General features: G+C 61.8%; 16 protein-coding genes and 1 tRNA gene. 7 read left to right on the forward strand and 10 right to left on the reverse strand.

The features are described from left to right. Window positions 1-28: 28 nt before the first annotated feature. The 3 genes from BM413_RS13405 to BM413_RS13415 are packed head-to-tail and all read left to right on the forward strand — an operon-like array spanning window position 29 to window position 3693. Entirely contained in the window at window positions 29-952 is a 924-nt protein-coding gene (locus BM413_RS13405) for an ABC transporter permease subunit (protein WP_091913839.1), read from the forward strand. Then, the gene (locus tag BM413_RS13410) at window positions 945-2069 is read left to right on the forward strand and encodes an ABC transporter permease (protein WP_091913840.1); all 1125 of its coding nucleotides are present in this window, start codon (window positions 945-947) and stop codon (window positions 2067-2069) included. Before BM413_RS13405 ends, BM413_RS13410 begins: the two co-directional genes overlap by 8 nt. A gap of 4 nt (window positions 2070-2073) precedes the next feature. Continuing rightward, complete coding sequence (locus tag BM413_RS13415; protein ID WP_091913841.1) at window positions 2074-3693, forward strand: ABC transporter ATP-binding protein; 1620 nt, start codon at window positions 2074-2076, stop codon at window positions 3691-3693. A gap of 47 nt (window positions 3694-3740) precedes the next feature. Here the strand turns inward: BM413_RS13415 and BM413_RS13420 are convergent, their stop codons facing one another. The 3 genes from BM413_RS13420 to BM413_RS13430 all read right to left on the reverse strand — a co-directional run bounded on the left by BM413_RS13420 (window position 3741) and on the right by BM413_RS13430 (window position 5016). Beyond that, window positions 3741-3995 (reverse strand): hypothetical protein, encoded by a 255-nt coding sequence (locus BM413_RS13420; RefSeq protein ID WP_244537860.1) that lies wholly within the window; start codon window positions 3993-3995, stop codon window positions 3741-3743. 429 nt (window positions 3996-4424) lie between these two features. Further along, a tRNA-Pro gene (locus BM413_RS13425) sits at window positions 4425-4501 on the reverse strand. Between the two features lie 179 nt (window positions 4502-4680). Beyond that, entirely contained in the window at window positions 4681-5016 is a 336-nt protein-coding gene (locus tag BM413_RS13430; RefSeq protein ID WP_091913842.1) for a YMGG-like glycine zipper-containing protein, read from the reverse strand. A 250-nt stretch (window positions 5017-5266) separates the two neighbouring features. Here BM413_RS13430 and BM413_RS13435 point away from each other — a divergent pair, with 250 nt between their 5' ends. Then, a complete protein-coding gene (locus tag BM413_RS13435; RefSeq protein WP_091913843.1) occupies window positions 5267-7501 on the forward strand; it encodes a mannose-1-phosphate guanylyltransferase/mannose-6-phosphate isomerase in 2235 nt (744 codons plus the stop codon). 97 nt (window positions 7502-7598) lie between these two features. On the opposite strand, the gene betB is transcribed toward BM413_RS13435, so the two are convergent. From betB to betI, 5 genes are read right to left on the reverse strand one after another with little or no spacing between them, the layout of a single operon-like run. Beyond that, on the reverse strand, window positions 7599-9062 hold the full coding sequence (gene betB, locus BM413_RS13440; protein ID WP_091913844.1) for a betaine-aldehyde dehydrogenase: 1464 nt from the start codon (window positions 9060-9062) through the stop codon (window positions 7599-7601). Window positions 9063-9121: 59 nt separating this feature from the next. Beyond that, complete coding sequence (gene betA / locus BM413_RS13445; RefSeq protein ID WP_091913845.1) at window positions 9122-10774, reverse strand: choline dehydrogenase; 1653 nt, start codon at window positions 10772-10774, stop codon at window positions 9122-9124. Continuing rightward, window positions 10767-11768, reverse strand: coding sequence for a threonine/serine dehydratase family protein (locus BM413_RS13450; protein WP_091914070.1), 1002 nt, complete (start codon window positions 11766-11768; stop codon window positions 10767-10769). The genes betA and BM413_RS13450 overlap by 8 nt, the downstream gene beginning before the upstream one ends. Continuing rightward, on the reverse strand, window positions 11768-13294 hold the full coding sequence (gene betC, locus BM413_RS13455; RefSeq protein ID WP_091913846.1) for a choline-sulfatase: 1527 nt from the start codon (window positions 13292-13294) through the stop codon (window positions 11768-11770). The genes BM413_RS13450 and betC overlap by 1 nt, the downstream gene beginning before the upstream one ends. Beyond that, entirely contained in the window at window positions 13291-13884 is a 594-nt protein-coding gene (gene betI, locus BM413_RS13460) for a choline-binding transcriptional repressor BetI (RefSeq protein WP_091913847.1), read from the reverse strand. The genes betC and betI overlap by 4 nt, the downstream gene beginning before the upstream one ends. A gap of 185 nt (window positions 13885-14069) precedes the next feature. Between betI and BM413_RS13465 the strand changes: the two genes are divergently transcribed. Together BM413_RS13465 and BM413_RS13470 are read left to right on the forward strand one after the other, a co-directional pair. Next, window positions 14070-15236 (forward strand): acetyl-CoA acetyltransferase, encoded by a 1167-nt coding sequence (locus tag BM413_RS13465; protein ID WP_091913848.1) that lies wholly within the window; start codon window positions 14070-14072, stop codon window positions 15234-15236. Next, window positions 15233-15976, forward strand: a complete 744-nt coding sequence (locus BM413_RS13470) for an SDR family NAD(P)-dependent oxidoreductase (RefSeq protein ID WP_091913849.1) — start codon at window positions 15233-15235, stop codon at window positions 15974-15976. The genes BM413_RS13465 and BM413_RS13470 overlap by 4 nt, the downstream gene beginning before the upstream one ends. Before the next feature lie 96 nt (window positions 15977-16072). Here BM413_RS13470 and BM413_RS13475 read toward each other — a convergent pair whose 3' ends face one another. Then, window positions 16073-16861 carry a DUF3750 domain-containing protein gene (locus BM413_RS13475; RefSeq protein ID WP_091913850.1) on the reverse strand — a complete coding sequence of 263 codons (789 nt, stop codon included), beginning with the start codon at window positions 16859-16861 and terminating at the stop codon, window positions 16073-16075. Between the two features lie 78 nt (window positions 16862-16939). Here BM413_RS13475 and BM413_RS13480 point away from each other — a divergent pair, with 78 nt between their 5' ends. Then, complete coding sequence (locus tag BM413_RS13480; RefSeq protein ID WP_091913851.1) at window positions 16940-17944, forward strand: asparaginase; 1005 nt, start codon at window positions 16940-16942, stop codon at window positions 17942-17944. Between the two features lie 11 nt (window positions 17945-17955). Here the strand turns inward: BM413_RS13480 and BM413_RS13485 are convergent, their stop codons facing one another. Continuing rightward, window positions 17956-19335, reverse strand: coding sequence for a TIGR03808 family TAT-translocated repetitive protein (locus BM413_RS13485; protein ID WP_091913852.1), 1380 nt, complete (start codon window positions 19333-19335; stop codon window positions 17956-17958). Between the last annotated feature and the right edge of the window lie 80 nt (window positions 19336-19415).

Below are 19415 nucleotides of genomic sequence, written 5' to 3' on the forward strand. Positions count from 1 at the left end.
CAGCTTTTCAGTGACAGCGGGGAACACCATGCTGCTCTATGTCTTCAGGCGGCTTCTAACCGCCATACCGACGCTATTCGTCATCGTCACCCTGGCGTTTTTCCTGATACGCGTCGCGCCCGGCGGCCCGTTCAACCAGGAGCGGGGCCTAAGCCCGGAAGTCAAAGCCAATCTCGAAGCCCAGTTCGGTCTGGGCGATCCGCTCTGGCTGCAATATTGGCACTATCTCCAGAACCTGCTGCACGGCAATTTTGGCCCGAGTTACAACCTGCCTGACTTCACCGTCGGCGAACTCTTTGCCAAAGGCCTGCCCATTTCCATCCAGCTCGGTGCTTCCGCGCTGACCCTGGCTCTGCTGATAGGCAGCACGCTCGGCATCATAGCGGCGCTGAACCAGAACAAGGCGGGCGACTACGCCGTCATCGCAACGGCGACCGCCGGCAGCACCATCCCGACATTCGTTATCGCGCCCATTATTCAGCTTCTGTTCGGCTTGACCTGGAAGCTGCTGCCGATCGGCGGCTGGGGCGACGGTGCCTTGATCAACAAGATCGGTCCTGTCCTGACGCTTGCGCTGCCGCAGATCGCCATCGTTGCGCGTCTGATGCGCGGCTCGATGATCGAGTCCCTGCGCTCGCATCATATTCGAACGGCGCGCGCACTGGGCCTTTCCGACTGGTCGATTGTGGTCAAGCATGCGCTGCGTGGCGCGCTGCTTCCCATCGTATCCTATGCCGGGCCGGCGGCGGCTGCGTTGCTGACGGGCTCGATCATCGTGGAGACGATTTTCGCTATTCCGGGCGTTGGCCGCTATTTCGTCGATGCAGCGCTCAATCGCGACTATACTCTGGTGATGGGCACGGTCGTGGTGATTGCCATCTTCACCATCCTGTTCAACCTGATCGTCGACATTCTCTACGCCGTCGTCGATCCGAGGGTGCGCTATGACTGAGATAGCTGCTGTCGCACCTGCGCCGATCGTCGGCCGCTCCTTCTGGGGTGATGCCTGGGCGCGCCTGAAGTCGAACAAGGCGTCGATGGTCAGCCTTTACTACCTGATCTTCATGGCGATCATCTGCGTGTTCGGGCCGTATTTCGTGCCGCACCAATACACCACGATCTATGCAGACTATGTGCGCACGCCGCCGAGCTTTTCGGCCTATCCCAAGCCCGAGATGATCGAGACGGCACTGCGCGATACCGTCAAACGCATGCGCGTGGACGTGGAAGAGTGGCATCAGGAGGGTGAGCAGGTTTACGTGACCGTGACGTCTTCGAAGGAAATCGACGAACGCAACACCCGTTACATCGACCGCTCCGACACGTTCGACAATGCCAAGGTCGAGAGCAAGTCGCCCGACGGATTGAAGATGGTGCTGAGCGCTACGGTCAAGCAGCAATATTTCCTGTTCGGCACGGACAATACCGGCCGAGACCTGCTGTCGCGCACCCTGATGGGCGGACGTGTTTCATTGGCGATCGGCCTGCTGGCGGGCGTGGTGGCTGTGGCCATCGGCGTGCTCTATGGCGCGACCGCCGGCTTTGCCGGCGGCAAGATCGACGAGGTCATGATGCGCATCGTCGATGTGCTCTACTCGCTGCCGTTCATCTTCTTCGTCATCATGCTGGTGGTGTTCTTCGGGCGAAACTTCGTGCTGATGTTCCTCGCGGTGGGGGCGGTGCTGTGGCTCGACATGGCGCGCATCGTCCGCGGCCAGGCGCTATCCATCCGACGACAGGAATATGTGCAGGCTGCGGAGGCGCTGGGGGTGACGAGACGAGGCATCCTGCAACGCCACATCGTTCCCAATCTGCTTGGCGTCGTCGTCATCTACATGACGCTGCTCGTGCCGCAGGTCATCATCCTGGAGAGCTTCCTGTCCTTTCTAGGGCTTGGCGTCCAGGAGCCGATGACGAGCTGGGGCGTTCTCATTTCGGCGGGTGCGAAGAATATCGGCACGGCCAACTGGCTGCTGCTGTTTCCCGCCTTCTTCCTTGTTTCCACGCTGTTTGCCCTGAATTTCGTCGGCGACGGCCTGCGCGACGCGCTCGATCCGAAGGACCGGTGAGCCGATGACCACTTCCCAACCCATACTTGCCGTCAAGGACCTGCGCGTGCGCTTCCGCACGCTGGACGGTCAGGTCGATGCTGTGAAAGGTATCAATCTTCACGTCAATGCCGGCGAAACGGTTGCCATCGTCGGTGAGTCCGGTTCCGGCAAGAGCCAGACCATGATGGCGGCGATGAGCCTGCTCGCTTCCAATGGCGAGGCGACAGGCGCGGTCGACTATCGTGGGCGCAATCTGCTTGCCCTGGACAAGTCAGCCCTGAACGATGTGCGCGGCCGCAAGATCACGATGATCTTCCAGGAACCGATGACCTCGCTCGATCCGCTTTACACCATCGGCAACCAGCTGATGGAACCGATCCGGCGTCATCGCAAGCTGGGCAAGGCCGAAGCGCGCAAGGAAGCGCTGCGGCTGCTCGAACTGGTGAAAATACCTGATCCGGAACGCCGCCTGAAATCCTACCCCTACGAGATGTCGGGCGGCCAGCGCCAGCGCGTGATGATCGCCATGGCGCTCGCCAACGATCCGGACATACTGATTGCCGATGAGCCGACGACGGCGCTCGACGTGACGGTGCAGGCGCAGATCCTGACGCTTCTGGCCGAACTGCAGCGCAAATTCGGCATGGCCATTGTTTTCATCACCCACGACCTCGGCATCGTGCGGCGCTTTGCCGATCGCGTTTATGTCATGCGATACGGCGAAATCGTTGAGGAGGGCGTGACGGAAGCGCTGTTTTCCGCACCCGCGCATCCCTACACCAAGATGCTGCTGGCGGCCGAGCCGACTGGCAGAAAGGCTGCTCCGCCCGCCGGCGCCCCGGTTCTGCTCGAAGGCCGCAATGTCGAGGTGAGCTTCAAGATCGGTGGCGGATTTCTGGCCGGGCCACCGTTGTTTCTGAAAGCCGTGGATCGCATCTCTCTTGCTTTGAAGCGTGGCCAGACGATCGGCATCGTCGGCGAGTCCGGCTCGGGCAAGTCAACGCTCGGGCGGGCGCTGCTGCGCCTCCTGCCGAGTGAGGGCTCGATCCGCTTCGGCGCGCGTGAAATATCGGGCGTGGATCGTGAGGCGATGCGTCCGCTGCGGCGCGAACTGCAATTGGTGTTTCAGGATCCATTCGGCTCGCTGTCGCCGCGCATGACGATCGGGCAGGTGATAACCGAGGGGTTGCTTGTCCACGAACCGTCGCTGTCTTCAAAAATGCGCGACGCACGCGCGGTCGAGGCGTTGCTGGAAGTGGGTCTCGATCCGAATATGCGCAATCGTTATGCGCATGAGTTTTCAGGCGGCCAGCGCCAACGCATTGCCATTGCCCGCGCCATGATTCTCAAACCGAAGGTCGTTGTCCTGGACGAACCGACCTCGGCGCTGGACCGTTCCGTGCAGAAGCAGATCGTCGATCTCTTGCGCAAGCTGCAGGCCGACCATGAACTGTCTTACCTGTTCATCAGCCACGATCTGGCCGTCGTTCGCGCCATGGCTGACTACATCATCGTCATGAAGCAGGGGCAGATCGTCGAGGAAGGGTTGACCGACGACATTTTCGACCATCCGCGTGAAGCCTATACGCAGACGCTGATGGCCGCGGCGATCGATGTGAAGAAATTCCGTATCGCAAGCTAGGGTGCGTCGATCTCTAAAAATCGATGCGCTCTAATAACCGAGGCTGCTTACCGCGGCTGCTTTCTGACGTTTACGCCGACGTCGACAATGACGCTGCCTGAGATTTTGACGTCGAAGTTGCCGACCTTGAACGTGCCCGGTGTTGCCGGCTCGCCATTCGGCTCAGGCTTGAGATCCTGAACGATCGGTTCCGGCTGCGAGACGCCCGGAAGCGGATGGGCGTCTTCCGCCGCAGCCGCAAACGGCACGGCGGCGAAAACCGCAATCAAAACTGCGCGACACTGGTAGGCGTTCGTGATCATGCCGCATCATAACCGCGAGCGGTCTTCGAAGTCAGCAGCAGCTGCGATCACGTTTTCGAAAGGGCAGAAAAAAAGCCCGCCGCGGGAGGAGGTGCGGCGGGCTCTATTTAAGATGCAGCGCGGGAGGAGGTGCACTGCATTGATGCTGGCTTTCGGGGAGGAGGTCGATCACCAGCAACCCAAACATATGACCTGCCCAATGATTCGACAATTGAAATTCGTGCATAGGAGATGTGCAAAATGTCGCATTCAGCCTGACTGTGACATGAACGACGCACCCCGGGCTGCGACGCTCAGATCGAAGCCATATGGAAGGGCCGGAGAATGGTGAGATTGCGGGCAGGGGCATTTCCAGGCGAAAACCGCCAGCCGTTGGCGGGCGCGTAAAGCGCCTGCGGCGTTTTCGGATCGGGAATTTCGGGAAATAACTGGTCGGAGTGGCAGGATTCGAACCTGCGACCCCCTGCTCCCGAAGCAGGTGCGCTACCAGGCTGCGCTACACTCCGTCCCCAGTTCGCTGGTTTCTCTATTGTTTTCGCTCTGGCAGCGCAAGGGCCAAATCCAGGCGATGCAAAGAAAAAAGTCGACAAACGATCAGCGAGGCAAAAGCAGAGCAAAGCCTCACGGGCAGATCGTTTCTGGATAGAAGGCCCGGCGAGACGAATGCCCGCCGGGCGGGATGGCATTAGTAGTTGCCGTTGTAGTAGCGGTCGTCGCAAGGTGCCGTGTAGACGCTGCCGTCGCCGGCGCGGTAGCGGCACATATCCTGGCCGCGACGCTGCGGCGCGGATGAGGATGGCGTGGTCAAGGTACCGACTGCCGCGCCGAGCAGTGCACCGCCGGCCGCGCCCGCGACCGTGCTGCGCGTGTTGCCGCCGATGGCCTGGCCAACCAGCGCGCCGCCAGCACCGCCGATCAGTGCGCCGGTTCCCGCGCGCTGCTGCTGCTCGCTGGTGGCGCAGCCCGCAAGCGTCATTGCGGCAAGCGCTGCTGCAACCACAGTAATTTTACGAAGTTCCATAATTCACCTCTCCGTCGAAAGCCCCACCCTTGCCCTGACTGTTCAATGCGGCAGAAGCAAGATCGTTGCAAATGTTCGGTCTTCACAGATTGCGTCGATCCCGCATTTGTCACCGGCCGGACCGCGGCAAGCCTTTTGTCATGGCTGAAAAACTGAACGGTTGCATAAGAGAGGCCGTCTGTGACAATCAAGGCAACGCTTCGCGATCCTGTCGCGGGCGAGGGATGATGAACCGAATCGCGAGACAGGCATGACAGAACGGATCGTCAGTTTCGTGATGAGCGGCGGCGTCGGTTCGCGCCTATGGCCGCTGTCGCGCGAGGACAATCCAAAGCAGTTCCACGACCTGTCAGGCGACGGCTCCATGCTGGTCAAGACCTTGCGGCGCCTGAAGGCGCGGCCAGAAGGGGAGGCGCCTGTCTTCCTGATCGCGTCGGAACGCCATGCCACGCGCGTGCATGCAGACGCCGGTTCCATCGGGCTCGCTGGTGGAACGGCGATTTTCGAACCGACCGGGCGCAACACTGCGGCAGCTGTCGCGATCGCATCGTTGCAAACGCTTGCCGCTTTCGGCGATGGTATCGTGCTGGTCGTGCCCTCCGATCATGAGATTTCCACCGAGAAACAGTTCTGGGACACCATCGAGCGGGGTGTTCCCGCGGCCAAGGACGGGCGCTTGGTCGTGTTCGGCGTTCGGCCCACCCAGCCGGAAACCGGCTATGGTTACATCGAGGTCGCAGCCAGAGGGCAAGGCGTTGTCGATGTCTCGCGCTTTGTCGAAAAGCCTGATCTGGAGACGGCAAAGACCTATCTATCTGCTGGGAATTTCTTCTGGAACACCGGCATCTTCCTGTTTCGCGCCAGCGCCATGCGGGATGCGTTCAGGAAGTTCCAGCCGCAGATATGGGCGGCGGCCGAGGAGGCATTCCTTGCAGCCACGAACGACCTTTCCGGCCTTTATCTGCCGCTCGAACTCTACGAGAAGGTTCCATCGATCTCGATCGACTATGCAATCATGGAACATGCGACGGACATCGCCATGGTGCCTGCCAGCTTCCGCTGGAACGATCTTGGCTCCTGGCAATCGCTGCTGGATGTCAGCCCTTCGGACATCGATGGAAATGTTATCGTCGGCGATGTCGTCGCCATAGATTGCCAGAATTCCTATATCCGCAGCGAGGGCCGCTTGCTGTCGGCGATCGGGCTGAAGGATGTCGCCATCGTGGCGACTGCCGACGCAACCTTCGTCGCGCCTGTCAGCCGTAGCCAGAACGTCAAGAAGATCGTCGAGCAGCTGGAGAAGAGCGGCAGGCTCGAGACCAAATTCACGCCGTCGGCCGATCGCGTCGTGGTGAGCGGCGCATGGCGGCGGCGTGTGCATCACTGGCTGTTTGAGGAAACTTTGCCGCTATGGTCGACCGTCGGCGTCGATGAGCTGCATGGCGGCTTTCACGAGGCGCTGGCCTTCAACGCCACGCCGCTGATGAAGCCGAAGCGCATGCGCACCATGGCGCGCCAGGTCTATGCCTTCGCGGTTGCCAAGGCGCGCGGGTGGGACGGGCCGGCGGATGCGCTGATCACGCACGGCCTTGATTTCATGACGGGGAGGGGACGCACCGACCGTGGCGGTTGGGTGCGCACCATGAATGTCGACGGCAGCGTCGCCGATGCGACCGAAGATGCCTATGACCATTCCTGCGTTCTGCTGGCGCTGGCCCATGCACATATGTGCGGCAATCCGGACGCGCTTCGGCTTGGTGAAGAAACCTTCGCCTTCATCGACGAGCATCTGGAAGACCACAGGCTGACCGGCTTTCTGGAGACGGCGGAAGGCGAGGGTATGCGGCGCTCCAACCCGCATATGCATCTGCTGGAAGCGTTCCTTGCCTGGCACACGGCGACGGGCGACCGCGGCCATCTCAGGCGTGCTGCGCGGATTATCGATCTTTTCCGTGGCCACTTCTTCGATGCCGATAGCTGGACGCTGGGCGAGTATTTCGATGACGAATGGCGGCCTGTAGCGGGCGAGCATGGCACATGGACGGAGCCCGGCCATCATTTCGAATGGGCCTCGCTGCTGGTGGATTATGCCGTCAAAAGCGGGCGCAACGATCTTACAGCTTACGCCAGAAAGCTTTATGCCTCCGCGATTGCCAATGGCCTCAATCGCTCGACGGGGCTCGCCTACGGCGCTGTGTCGCGGCAGGGCTTGCCGCTCGATCAGGTATCGCGAAGCTGGCCGCAGGCGGAAGCGATCAAGGCCGCAATCGCGCTCGACGGCAGTGGCGGACCTGACCTCAAGCCCGAGGTAGAGGCGCGCGTCGGGCGGCTTTTCCGCTGGCATATCGATCCAGCGCCGCTCGGCCTGTGGATCGACCGCATAGACGAGCGCGGCCGCTCATTGGCCACCGACGTGCCGGCCAGCATCTTCTATCATCTTACCTGCGCGCTGATGCAGTATCTGGACAGCACGGCAGAAAGTTAGAGCACCGTGAAGCTTTCAACGTTCCGGCATGGGTCCCGGCTCGCGCATTCGCTTCGCTCATGCTCCGCCCGGGATGACGATGGAGAGAGAGTGAATCTCAGTAAGGGCTCTCGACGTTACCGGTCTCGACATAGACCGACTTGATCTGTGAGTAGTGGCCGAGAGCGGCAAGCGCGTTCTCGCGGCCGATGCCGGATTGCTTGACGCCGCCGAAGGGCATTTCAACCGGCGTGAGATTGTAGGCGTTGATCCAGCAGGTGCCGGCCTGCAACTCGCCAATGACACGATGCCCTCGTTGCAGGTCGCGGGTGAAGACGCCGGCCGCGAGCCCGAACTCGGTGGCGTTGGCGCGCTCGATCGCTTCTTCCTCGCTGTCGAAGGAAAGCACGCTCATCACCGGACCGAAGATTTCCTCGCGGGCGATGCGCATGTCATCTGTCACGCCGGTGAAGACGGTCGGCTCGACAAAGCAACCGCCTTCAAAACCTTGCAGCGATGGAACACCGCCACCGCAAGCGAGCGTCGCGCCGTCCTGCTTGCCGATCTCGATATAGCCCAGAACCTTCTCGTGCTGCGCCTTGTTGACCAGCGGCCCCATCTGCGTTTCCGGGTCGAGCGGGTCGCCGATGCGGATTTTCTTGGTGCGCTCGACCAGCCGGTCCACGAACCGGTCATGCAGGCCCTTCTGGACGAAGACGCGGGTGCCGTTGGAGCAGATCTGGCCAGTCGAATAGAAATTGCCGAGCATCGCGCCGCCGATGGCATTTTCGAGGTCGGCGTCATCAAACACGATAAGGGGCGATTTGCCGCCCAGTTCCATCGTCGCGTGCTTCATCTTGGAGCCGGCAAGCGACAGCACCTTGCGGCCGGTCGGCACCGAACCGGTGACCGAGACCTTGGCGACGACCTCGTGCTCGACGAGGGCAGCGCCGACATCGCCGTAACCCTGCACGACGTTGAACAGCCCGTCCGGCAGGCCGGCTTCGGTGTAGATTTCGGCCAAGGCGAGCGCGGAGAGCGGCGTGTTTTCCGACGGCTTGAACACCATGGCGTTGCCCATGGCGAGCGCCGGGGCCGACTTCCAGCCGGCGATCTGGATCGGGTAGTTCCAGGCGCCGATGCCGACGCAGACGCCAAGCGCCTCGCGCCGCGTATAGGCGAACGGCCCGCCGAGATCGACGAATTCGCCATTATAGGCAGCGATCGCGCCGCCGAAATATTCAAGGCAATCGGCAGCGGAAGGCGCGTCGGCCACCAGCGTTTCCTGGATTGCCTTGCCGGTGTCGAGCGTTTCGAGCTTTGCGAGTTGCTCGTTGCGGGCGCGCAATAAGTCGGAGGCGCGGCGCAGGATGCGGCCGCGTTCGACCGGCTTCAGCCGCGCCCAGGCCGGTTGTGCGGCACGCGCGGCCTCTATGGCCAGCTCAACGATGTTGGGCGTTGCGGAATGCAGCGTCGCTATCGTCTCGCCCGTTGCCGGGTAGACAACCTGAAGCGGCGCACCGCGTTCGTCGTCGACGAAACGGCCATTGATGTAGTGCGAGGCTTTCGGCTGTGCGCGCATTGTCGTCTCCGGATTCTTTATCAGCATGGCCGGTCAAGGCGCATCATGCAATCTATGGCTCAGCGGTCGGAAACCTGCCAGCGCGGGTTAATCCATGGCTCCTGGTTGGACGGAGCAAGCGGGGTGCGGCCAAGGATGTGATCGGCAGCCTTTTCGCCGGTCATGATCGAGGGGCCGTTGAGATTGCCGTTGGTGACGCGCGGGAAGATCGAGGAGTCCGCCACACGCAGGCCCTCGACGCCGATGACGCGGCATTCCGGGTCGACCACGCTGCGCGGGTCGTCTGCGCGGCCCATGCGGCAGCTGCCGCAGGGGTGGTAGGCGCTTTCGGCGTGCTCGCGGATGAAGTCGTCAAGCTGCTCGTCGGTCTGGACGTGACTGCCGGGGGAGATTTCCTTGCCGCGATAGGGATCGAAGGCGGCCTGGCCGAAGATCTCTCGCGTAAGGCGGATGCAGTGACGGAAGTCTTCCCAGTCATCGGGGTGGGACATGTAGTTGAAACGGATTTCGGGCGTAGCCCATGGATCGCTGGAGCGCAGCGTGATCGCCCCGCGCGACTTCGAGCGCATTGGCCCGACATGGGCCTGGAAGCCATGCGATTTCGCCGCCGACTTGCCGTCATAGCTGATGGCGCCGGGCAGGAAATGATACTGGATATCGGGATAGTCGACGCCCGCTTTCGAGCGCACGAAGGCTGCAGCTTCAAAGTGGTTGGTGGCGCCGAGACCGGTTTTGAAGAACAGCCACTCCGCGCCGATTATCGCCTTGGAAAAGGGATTGAGCACGGAATAGAGCGTGATCGGCTGGGTCGATTCCTGCTGGATGTAAAGCTCCATATGATCCTGCAGGTTCTGGCCGACACCGGGACGATCAGCCACCACCTCGATGCCGTGCTGCCTGAGATGCGCGGCTGGGCCGATGCCGGACAGCATCAGCAGCTTGGGCGAATTGATCGAGGAGGCCGCAATGATCACTTCGCGTCTTGCCTTAACGATCTGAATCTTTTTGCGAGCTTCGATCTCAACGCCGACGGCGCGTTGATTCTCTATGACGATTTTTCGCGCGAAGCCGTTGATCAGTTTGACATTTTTGCGCTTGAGGGCAGGGCGCAGATAGGCATTCGCAGCCGACCAGCGCCGGCCGCCGAAGATGGTCTGCTCCATGGCCCCAAAGCCCTCCTGCTTCGAGCCGTTATAGTCGTCGGTCAGCTCGAAACCGGCCTGATGCCCCGCTTCGACGAAGGCCGAATAGAGCGGGTTCTTGCGGGGGCCGCGCTGGATGTTGAGAGGCCCGCTGGTGCCGCGCCAGCCGTCCTCGCCGCCATGCGAAGTTTCCATCCGCTTGAAGTAGGGCAGGACATCGGCATAGCTCCAGCCGTTCGCACCTTCCTCGGCCCAATGGTCGAAATCATGGGCGTGGCCGCGCACATAGACCATGCCGTTGATGGAGGAGGAGCCGCCCATGACCTTGCCGCGCGGCGTCGCCAGCACCCGCCCGTTGAGATGCGGTTCCGGCTCGCTGGAAAAGCCCCAGTCGTAGCGGCTCATATTCATCGGGATCGACAGTGCCGACGGCATCTGGATGAACGGCCCGAAATCAGTGCCGCCATATTCGATGACGATGACCGAGTGCTTGCCGTCCTCCGACAGGCGGTAGGCCATGGCCGAGCCGGCCGAACCGGAGCCGACGATGACGAAATCTGCTTCAAGCATCTGCGGTGTGCTTCATGAAATCGCTGAAGGAAACATTGCCGCCGGTGGCGACAACAAGAACGGTCTTGCCGGCTACATCGACGCCGCCGTGAAGCAGGGCGGCGAGCGAGGCAGCACCCGAGGGCTCGAGCACCAGCTTCAGCCGCTCGAAAGCGGTCTTCATGGCGCGGCGCACCGAAGCATCGTTGACGGTAATGCCGCGCATGCCGGCCTGGCTCATCGCCGCGAAGGGAGCCTCGCCCGGCTTGCGCGCCATCAACCCGTCGCAGATGGATTTTCCGCCAAGCGGCATGGTTTCGATCGTGCCATGGTCGATCGACGTGCCCATGCCGTTAAACCCTTCCGGCTCGACGCCGTAGATGGCGGTGTTCGGCGATAGATAATGGAAGGCGAGTGCGACGCCGCCAATGAGCCCGCCGCCGCCGATGGAGCAGAACAGCAGGTCGGCGCTGGCGTCCTTGGCCGCGAGCTGCTCCAGCGCTTCAAGACCCGTACCGGCCTGACCGGCAACAATCTCGGGATCATCGAAGGGGTGCAGCAAGGCGAGATTCTCCTCCCCGGCGATCTGCCGGGCGCGTTCGGCGGCGACCTCCTCGCGGGCGCGATCGCCATGATCGGTCAGCACCACCTTGGCGCCATAGCCGGCGGTCGCATCACGCTTTGCTGCCGGTGCATCGATCGGCATGACGATGGTCACCGGAATGCCGAGGGCCTGACCGGCCGCTGCCAGCCCTTGGGCGAAATTGCCGGAGGAATAGGCGACCACGCCGCGCTTGGCTTCTTCCTGCGAAAGCTGCTTTAGCCGCCAATACGCGCCGCGCACCTTGAAGGAGCCGGCCCATTGCAGTGATTCCGGCTTGACGAAGACGCGCGCGGCACCCGTCTGTTCGGCGAGAAAGCGCGATTCCAGAAGTGGCGTGATCTGCGTCGCCTGCGAGGTGACGGCATAGGCCTTTTTCAGATGGTCTAGCGTCGGAACAAATACCTTCGTCATCATTCGCCTCTCGGGAAACGCTTCTGGTCTTCCAGAATGTCCAGGTTCATGTGGTTGCGCATGTAGCGCTCGGACGCCTTCTGCAGCGGCTGGAATTCCCACGGGTAGTAGGAGCCGTTGCGCAGCGCCGGGTAGATCACCCAGCGCCGGGCCTGGCTCTGGCGCACGGCGGCATCGAACGCCGCCGTGTCCCAACGAGCACGGACTTTTTCCATGAAGGCCGCGATCAGTCCGGCATGGGCCGGATCGGCTGCGAGGTTGGTCAACTCCAGCGGATCCGATTCAAGATCAAACAGTTGCGGCGGGTCGATCTCGCAATGGGTGAATTTGTAGCCTCCCTCGCGGATCGCTACCATCGGCGCGTAGGAGCCTTCGGCGGCGTATTCCATGAGAACCGGCGCGGTGCGCGCTTCGCCCCGGATCAAGGGTAGCAGCGACTGCCCGTCGGTCCACGGCATGATCGCGCTCATGTCGATGCCGACGAGATCGCACAGCGTCGGGCAGATATCGAGGTTGGAAACGGGTGCATTGATCAGGCCGGGATTGATGCCCTTGCCGGCGATCATCAGCGGCACGCGCGCCGCGCCTTCGAAGAAGCACATCTTGAACCACAGGCCACGCTCGCCGAGCATGTCGCCATGGTCGGAACAGAAGACGATGATGGTGTCGTCCAGCATGCGCGTGCGCTCGAGCACGGAGATGAGTTCGCCGACCTTATCGTCGAGATATGAAATGTTGGCGAAATAGCCTTGCCGCGAGCGACGCACCTGCTCCGCCGTTATGTCGAAGCTGTCATAGTCGCTGGCGAGATAGAGCCGTTGCGAGTGGGCGTCCTGCTCGTTCCTCGGGATGAAACCGACTTCAGGCTCGAGCGCGGGGCAGTTGTCGTAGAGGTCCCAGTATTTGCGTCGCGCGACATAGGGGTCATGCGGGTGGGTGAACGAAACCGTCAGGCACCAGGGGCGGCGCTGGGGGTCGTCCGAAGCGCGGGCATGGTCATAAAGCTTCTGCGTCGCGTGGAAAGCGACCTCGTCGTCATATTCCGTCTGGTTGGTGATCTCGGCCACACCCGCGCCGCTGACGGAACCGAGATTGTGATACCACCAGTCGATGCGTTCGCCCGGCTTGCGGTAGTCCGGAGTCCAGCCGAAATCGGCGGGGTAGATGTCGGTCGTCAAACGCTCCTCGAAGCCGTGCATCTGGTCCGGCCCGACGAAATGCATCTTGCCCGACAGGCAGGTGTGATAGCCGGCGGCGCGCAGATGATGGGCATAGGTGGGGATCGAAGAGACGAATTCGGCGGCGTTGTCGTAGACCTCGGTGCGCGACGGCAACTGACCGCTCATGAACGAAGCGCGGCCCGGCGCGCAGAGCGGCGAGGCGGTGTAGTTGTTGCGGAAGCGGGCCGAGCGCGCGGCCAGCGCCTTCAGGTGCGGCGCGTGGAGGAAGTCGGCCGGGCCATCCGGAAACAGAGTTCCGTTCAGCTGGTCGACCATGATGATGAGGATATTGGGCCGACCGGTCATGAAGCCTTCTTGTGCTGGAGAAGTTTCGTTTCGAGATAGTCTTCGACGAGGGCGACAGCACTTGCGGCGTTGGGCGTGCCGTCCTTGAGTGCACGGCGAATGTAGAGGCCGTCGATCAGGGCGGCGATTGATTCTGCGACGTGCCCCGCTTCATTTCGCGCCATCAGCCCGGACAGGCCACTCATCAGGTTGGAATGCAGCCGCCGCGCGTAGATGCGCAGCAGGCGGCGCAGCGCGGGTGCCTTCTGCGCCTCGACATAGAAGGCGAGCCAGGCGGCGATGATTTCAGGCTGGAACTGCTTGTCGGAGAAATTGACCGCGATGATCGCCAGAACGCGTTCCCTGGCGTCCCGAGCATCCCGCAATGCGGCGCGCGCATCGGCGTTCAGTTCGGATAGGATGTGCCGCATCGTCGCCTGAAGAAGCTCGTCCTTGGCACCGAAATAGTGATGCGCCAGCGCGGATGATACGCCGGCGCGCCCGGCGATTTCCGACATGGTGACATCCAGCGAACCGCGCTCGCCGATCGCCGAGATCGTCGCGTCGATCAGCGCCTTGCGGCGCAGCGGTTCCATTCCGAGTTTGGGCACTTGAGATACTCCTGCCGGGACATTATTTTTTATTGACTGATCAATCAACATAAAATCCGCAGGCAGGATCGACCGCGCGACGACGCTTTACCGCAGTGCAAAATAAGTTCATACTTGAACAGAAATCTGCCCGTTGGATTCAAACCGCAAATGTCGCAACATGCGACCTGCTGATGGAGGAATTTATGACTGCATGCATCGTGGGCTGGGCTCACTCGCAATTCGGCAAGCTTGCGGACGAGACCGTCGAGAGCCTGATCGTCAAGGTAACGAATGATGCACTCGACCATGCCGGCATCGGGCCGGATGATGTCGACGAGATCGTTCTCGGCCATTTCAATGCCGGCTTCTCGCCGCAGGATTTCACCGCCAGCCTCGTGCTGCAGGCTGACGATCGGCTGCGCTTCAAGCCCGCAACGCGCGTCGAGAATGCCTGCGCGACCGGCTCGGCCGCAGTGCGCCAGGGCATCCGGGCGCTGGAGGCCAAGGCTGCCCGCGTCGTGCTCGTCGTCGGCGTCGAGCAGATGACCACCACGCCAGGACCGCAGGTCCAGCAGAACCTGATCCGCGCCTCCTACATGAAGGAAGAGGCCGACATCCCGGCGGGCTTCGCCGGCCAGTTCGGCAAGATCGCGGCTGCCTACTTCCAGCGTCACGGCGACCAGTCGGACGCGCTGGCCTACATCGCCGCAAAGAACCACCGGAACGGCGTCGACAATCCCTATGCGCATATGCGCAAGGATTTCGGCTATGAGTTTTGCCGCACAGAGAGCGAAAAGAACCCATTCGTCGCCGGCCCGCTGAAGCGCACAGACTGCTCGCTCGTTTCGGACGGCGCAGCTGCGATCGTGCTGACCGACGCGACGACGGCGCTTTCGATGCGCCGCGCCGTTGCTTTCCGCGCCAACGAGCACGTGCAGGACTTCCTGCCGATGTCGAAGCGCGACATCCTGCTGTTCGAGGGCTGCGAGGAAGCCTGGGCGCGCGCGCTCAAGAAAGCCGGCGTGACGCTGGACGACCTGTCCTTCGTCGAGACGCATGACTGCTTCACCATTGCCGAACTGATCGAATATGAGGCCATGGGCCTGGCCAAGCGCGGCGAGGGTGGCAAGGTCGCGCTGGAAGGCCAGACGCAGAAAGAAGGCCGGCTGCCGGTCAACCCATCAGGTGGGTTGAAGGCGAAAGGCCATCCGATCGGCGCTACCGGCGTCTCGATGCATGTGCTGACCGCGATGCAGTTGACCGGCGAGGCCGGTGGCATCCAGATCCCGAATGCCAAGCTGGGCGGCATCTTCAACATGGGCGGTGCTGCGGTGGCAAACTACGTGTCCATCCTGGACCGCATCAGATGAAGCATTCGGCCGTCGTCACCGGAGGCGCGTCGGGCATCGGAACAGCGATCGCCCGCCGTCTTCTGGACGACGGCTGGCCGGTTGCGATCATCGATGCCGACGAGCAGGCGCTGCTGACTGCGGAAGACCTGTTCGTCGACGAAAACGCCATCTTCCTTCAGGCCGACATCACCGACGAGGAAGAAATCGCGAATGCCTTCGACGAGGTGGTCGATCGGCTGGGACTGATAGGTGGCCTCGTCAATTCGGCCGGCATTTCCCGCGATGTTTCGGCCGAGGACACCAGCGCCGAATTGCTGCGCGAACTGCTTGACGTCAATCTGGTCGGCGCTTTCATCGCGGCGAAGGCATCGCTGGAACGCATGGGCGCGACGCTCTCCATCGTCAACATCGCCTCGGTTTCCGGCATGCGCGCCAATCGCGGGCATCTCGCCTATGGTGCTTCCAAGGCCGGCCTGAAAATGATGTCGGAAGTGCTCGCGCTGGAATTCGGCAATCGTGGCGTGCGGGTGAATTGTGTAGCACCGGGGCCGATGGAGGCTGCCGTGGTTTCGGGCCGGCATTCAGCCGAGGAGCGGCGGCTGTGGATCGGCCATGTGCCGCAGGCCCGTTATGGGGAACCGGAAGAGATAGCGGCAGCGGTCGCCTTCCTGCTTTCCCCCGAGGCCAGCTTCGTCAACGGCCACACACTGGCTGTGGATGGCGGGTTTCTTTCTGCAGGTGTCCACGGCGAGAGCTAGATGTCTCCAGCGTATGCTGGGTTCAATGAAAGTCCTGTATAAACAAAGAGATGGACCAATAATCCGATTCAGAACATGACGCTGTTCGGAAGAAGTCTATTCTATCAGCACGGAATGTGTTCCGCTGGCGATCCGTGTTTCCGTGCGCCAGAGGTCGAGCCGGCCGTAGGCGGGTATGAGAAGTGCTGGCCGCGCAAAATCCATTCCTGCCACCAGACCCAGGAACTGGAGTTCGATGCCGCTCTCGGCTCCTGCGGCAATGCCCAACAGCCCGCCGAGCGTGGCTTTGAAATCATGGCGTTGCCGGTCCCAGCCGAAAGAGGCTGCACCCGGCGCATAATCGCGGCCGACCGCGTTGGAAGGCATGCGGGCTCCCATCTGGGGCACCGATCGAATGACATGCGCGACGAAGCTGTTGGAGTTCGGTCCGGGCCAGATGTGATAGTCGCCTGCTTTCGAATAGGGATAATCCGCAATCGCTGTATCGATGCCGGCAAGAACCGCCTCCGCACTGGCGCCGTGAAGCTGGTGCACGATCTCAGGCGCGTTGGAATACCAGTAGGCGTCGGCCGCATAGGCGTTCTTCCGGATGGGAGAACCCCAGCCGACCTTATCATAGCGTTCGTATTCGGTGGCTCCTGGCCGTTTGACCACGATCCAGCAATGGAGGGAGAACGCGCCTTTCATACCGCCCGTGCGCGCGGCCATTATGTAGACGGCTGCCGTGTCGTCGGCGCTTGCGGGCTGAAGCAGGCCAGAGCTTCCCCATGTTGCCTCCCGCCATGTGGAGGGTCGATCCTGCAAGCTCCACCAGGCCGCAGTCGCCAGTGTCGGCAAGATGAAGACGATCCCGATGAAAAGGAACAACCGGGCGGCAAATCTCATCTAGCGAAAACCTTTGCGTTGAAGCGGCGAACCGAATAGGTGCGTTGCCAACAAGACCAGTTCAATTTCGGTGAAATCATGACAGATCCGGTTCTCGTCGAAGTCCTGCGTGGTGATATCGTTGAAAGCGTGCATCGCGGATCGGTCGCGATCTTCGATGCCGACGGCAAGGCGGTTCTGGAGATCGGCGATACCTCGCAGGCCGTCTTTCCGCGGTCTGCCGTCAAGGCGATCCAGGCGCTACCGCTCATCGAGACCGGGGCTGCGGATGCTTACGGCCTTAGTGACAAGGAATTGGCGCTGGCCTGCGCTTCGCACAATGGCGAGACGGAGCATGTCGAACTGGCTCGGGCCATGCTGGTAAAAGCCGGTCTGGACGAGGGGGCGCTGGAGTGCGGCGCGCATTGGCCGTCCTATCAGAATGCCACGACCGCACTGGCAAGAGCCGGCGGTTCGCCGGGCGCCCTTCACAACAATTGCTCGGGAAAGCACGCCGGTTTCATCTGCGCCTGCTGCCATGCCGGCATCGAACATCATGGCTATGTGAAGGCCGGGCATGCCTACCAGGAAATGGTGCGCGAGGCGATGGAAGGGGTTACCGGCGCAGCGCACAATGCCGACAATCGCGGCACCGACGGCTGCTCGATCCCGACCTATGCGGTGCCACTCAGGAACATCGCGCATGGCTTTGCCAGGATGGCGACGGGAGTAGGACTTGCGCCTGCGCGCGCGACGGCGGCCAAGCGCCTGTTTGCAGCCTGCATGGCCGAGCCCTTCTATGTTGCCGGCTCCGAGCGGTCGGACACCAAACTCATGGAAACTGCGCCGGGGCGCATCTTCGTCAAGATTGGCGCGGAAGGCGTTTTTTGCGCCGCAGTGCCCGAACTCGGCCTCGGCATCGCGCTGAAATGCGACGATGGCGCCGGGCGCGCGGCGGAAGTGATGGTTGCGGCGGTTCTGGCGAAGCTTCTGGCAAAGGACGAGGCGCTGGCGGAAAAGCTTAGCACGCTTGCCAATCCGACGCTCGTCAACTGGAACGGCATTACCGTCGGCAGCCTGCGTCCGGCAGCGGCTCTGGCGTAACGGTTCGCTGTTCAGCTTGCGTGATTGCGCTCGATGGTTAGATGCGCGAAGCCGCCATTGCCGCCTGAAGCAAGGTCGCCGGTGGCGGCGTCGAGCCAGCGATGACCGACGATTGCGCCATTCTTTGCGCCGTCGATGATATTGTCGGTAATGACCGCCGAGCCGGCACCTTCCACAACGGTTACCGCAATTCCCGTGCCGGCGTTGCGGACGACATTGCCGGTGGCAGTGACATTGCGCAAATATGGCCCCCAGCCGATATTGATGCCGAAGGACGGTGCGTTTTCCACCACATTGCCGGTGACCGCAGTGTCGGCCTCGATGCCGATGCCTATGCCAAAGCCGGCTGCATCAGGCGGGTAGGGGCCTTGCTTCGACATGTTTCGGACGATGTTGTTGGAACAGACGCCGAGGCGTCCGCCTTCGTTGAAATTGACGATCGAGATGCCGTTGGCTGCGCCATCGACAATGTTGCCGGTGATGACAGCGCCCTCGAAGGAGAATTCGGAATAGATCGCGGTTTCGCCAAGCCGTGAGCATGTGTTGCCGGCGATCTGGACATTGTTTGCGCTGTTGGCGCGGATGGCGGAAAAGGCGCAATCCGAAACCATGTTGTTGGCGATCATCACATTGCCGGCGCGGAAGGCATTGATTCCGTTGCCATATTGGCCGGTACCGCCATTGCGCGCGGCAATCCGCTCGACGCGGTTGCCGGTGACAATGGTGCCGTCTTCGGCCGGCTGCCAGCGATGGACGAGAATGCCGCCATTGCCGCAGTCGGTGACCGTGTTGTTGGCGATCTGCATGCGCCCGGCTTCGACGGAATAAATGCCGGCGTCAGCTGCACCTGAAATGGTCGATCGTTCGATGCGGCCGGATGCTGCTTCCAGCGAAATACCGTTCTTGCCGCTGGCGATGATCTGGCAATTGTCGATGGAAAGCTGGCTGATGCGGCGCAGATCGACGAGACCTTGCGTGTAGTCGCCAAGCCATTTGTTGGCGCCATCCAGCACGAGGCCGGATAGGTCGATGATCTCTGCATCTTCGGCAGCGAACAGATGACCGCCGCCGCCATAGATGATGCGCGTGGCGCCCGGCACGCCGGTAAGGCGGACGCGTCGCGGCAAAGCAAGATTTGAAACGACATAGGTACCCGGAGGGAGGAAGACCGGCATGTCGCGATCGGCGGCGCTCTGTAGCATTTTGAAAAATGCGTTGCTCTGGTCCTCGAATGCGCCGGGCCGAACACCAAGCTCGGTCGCATCGATCGAGCCGCGCATGGACGCGAGTTCGACGCCGGCGATGCTTGCCGCCGTGGCACTGAGCGGCACGGTCAGTCCGCCAACGGCAAAGCCGGCTGTGCCGGCAAGAAAGCGGCGTCTGTTCAGCATTGGCACAGCTTCCATTTCATCCGATCGTCGCAGCATGAACCATGCCAATAGCACCTTATACGGCCAAGGGATTGCTTGTC

It is taken from the genome of Mesorhizobium sp. YR577, assembly GCF_900116595.1.
Classification (GTDB): Bacteria; Pseudomonadota; Alphaproteobacteria; order Rhizobiales; family Rhizobiaceae; genus Mesorhizobium_M.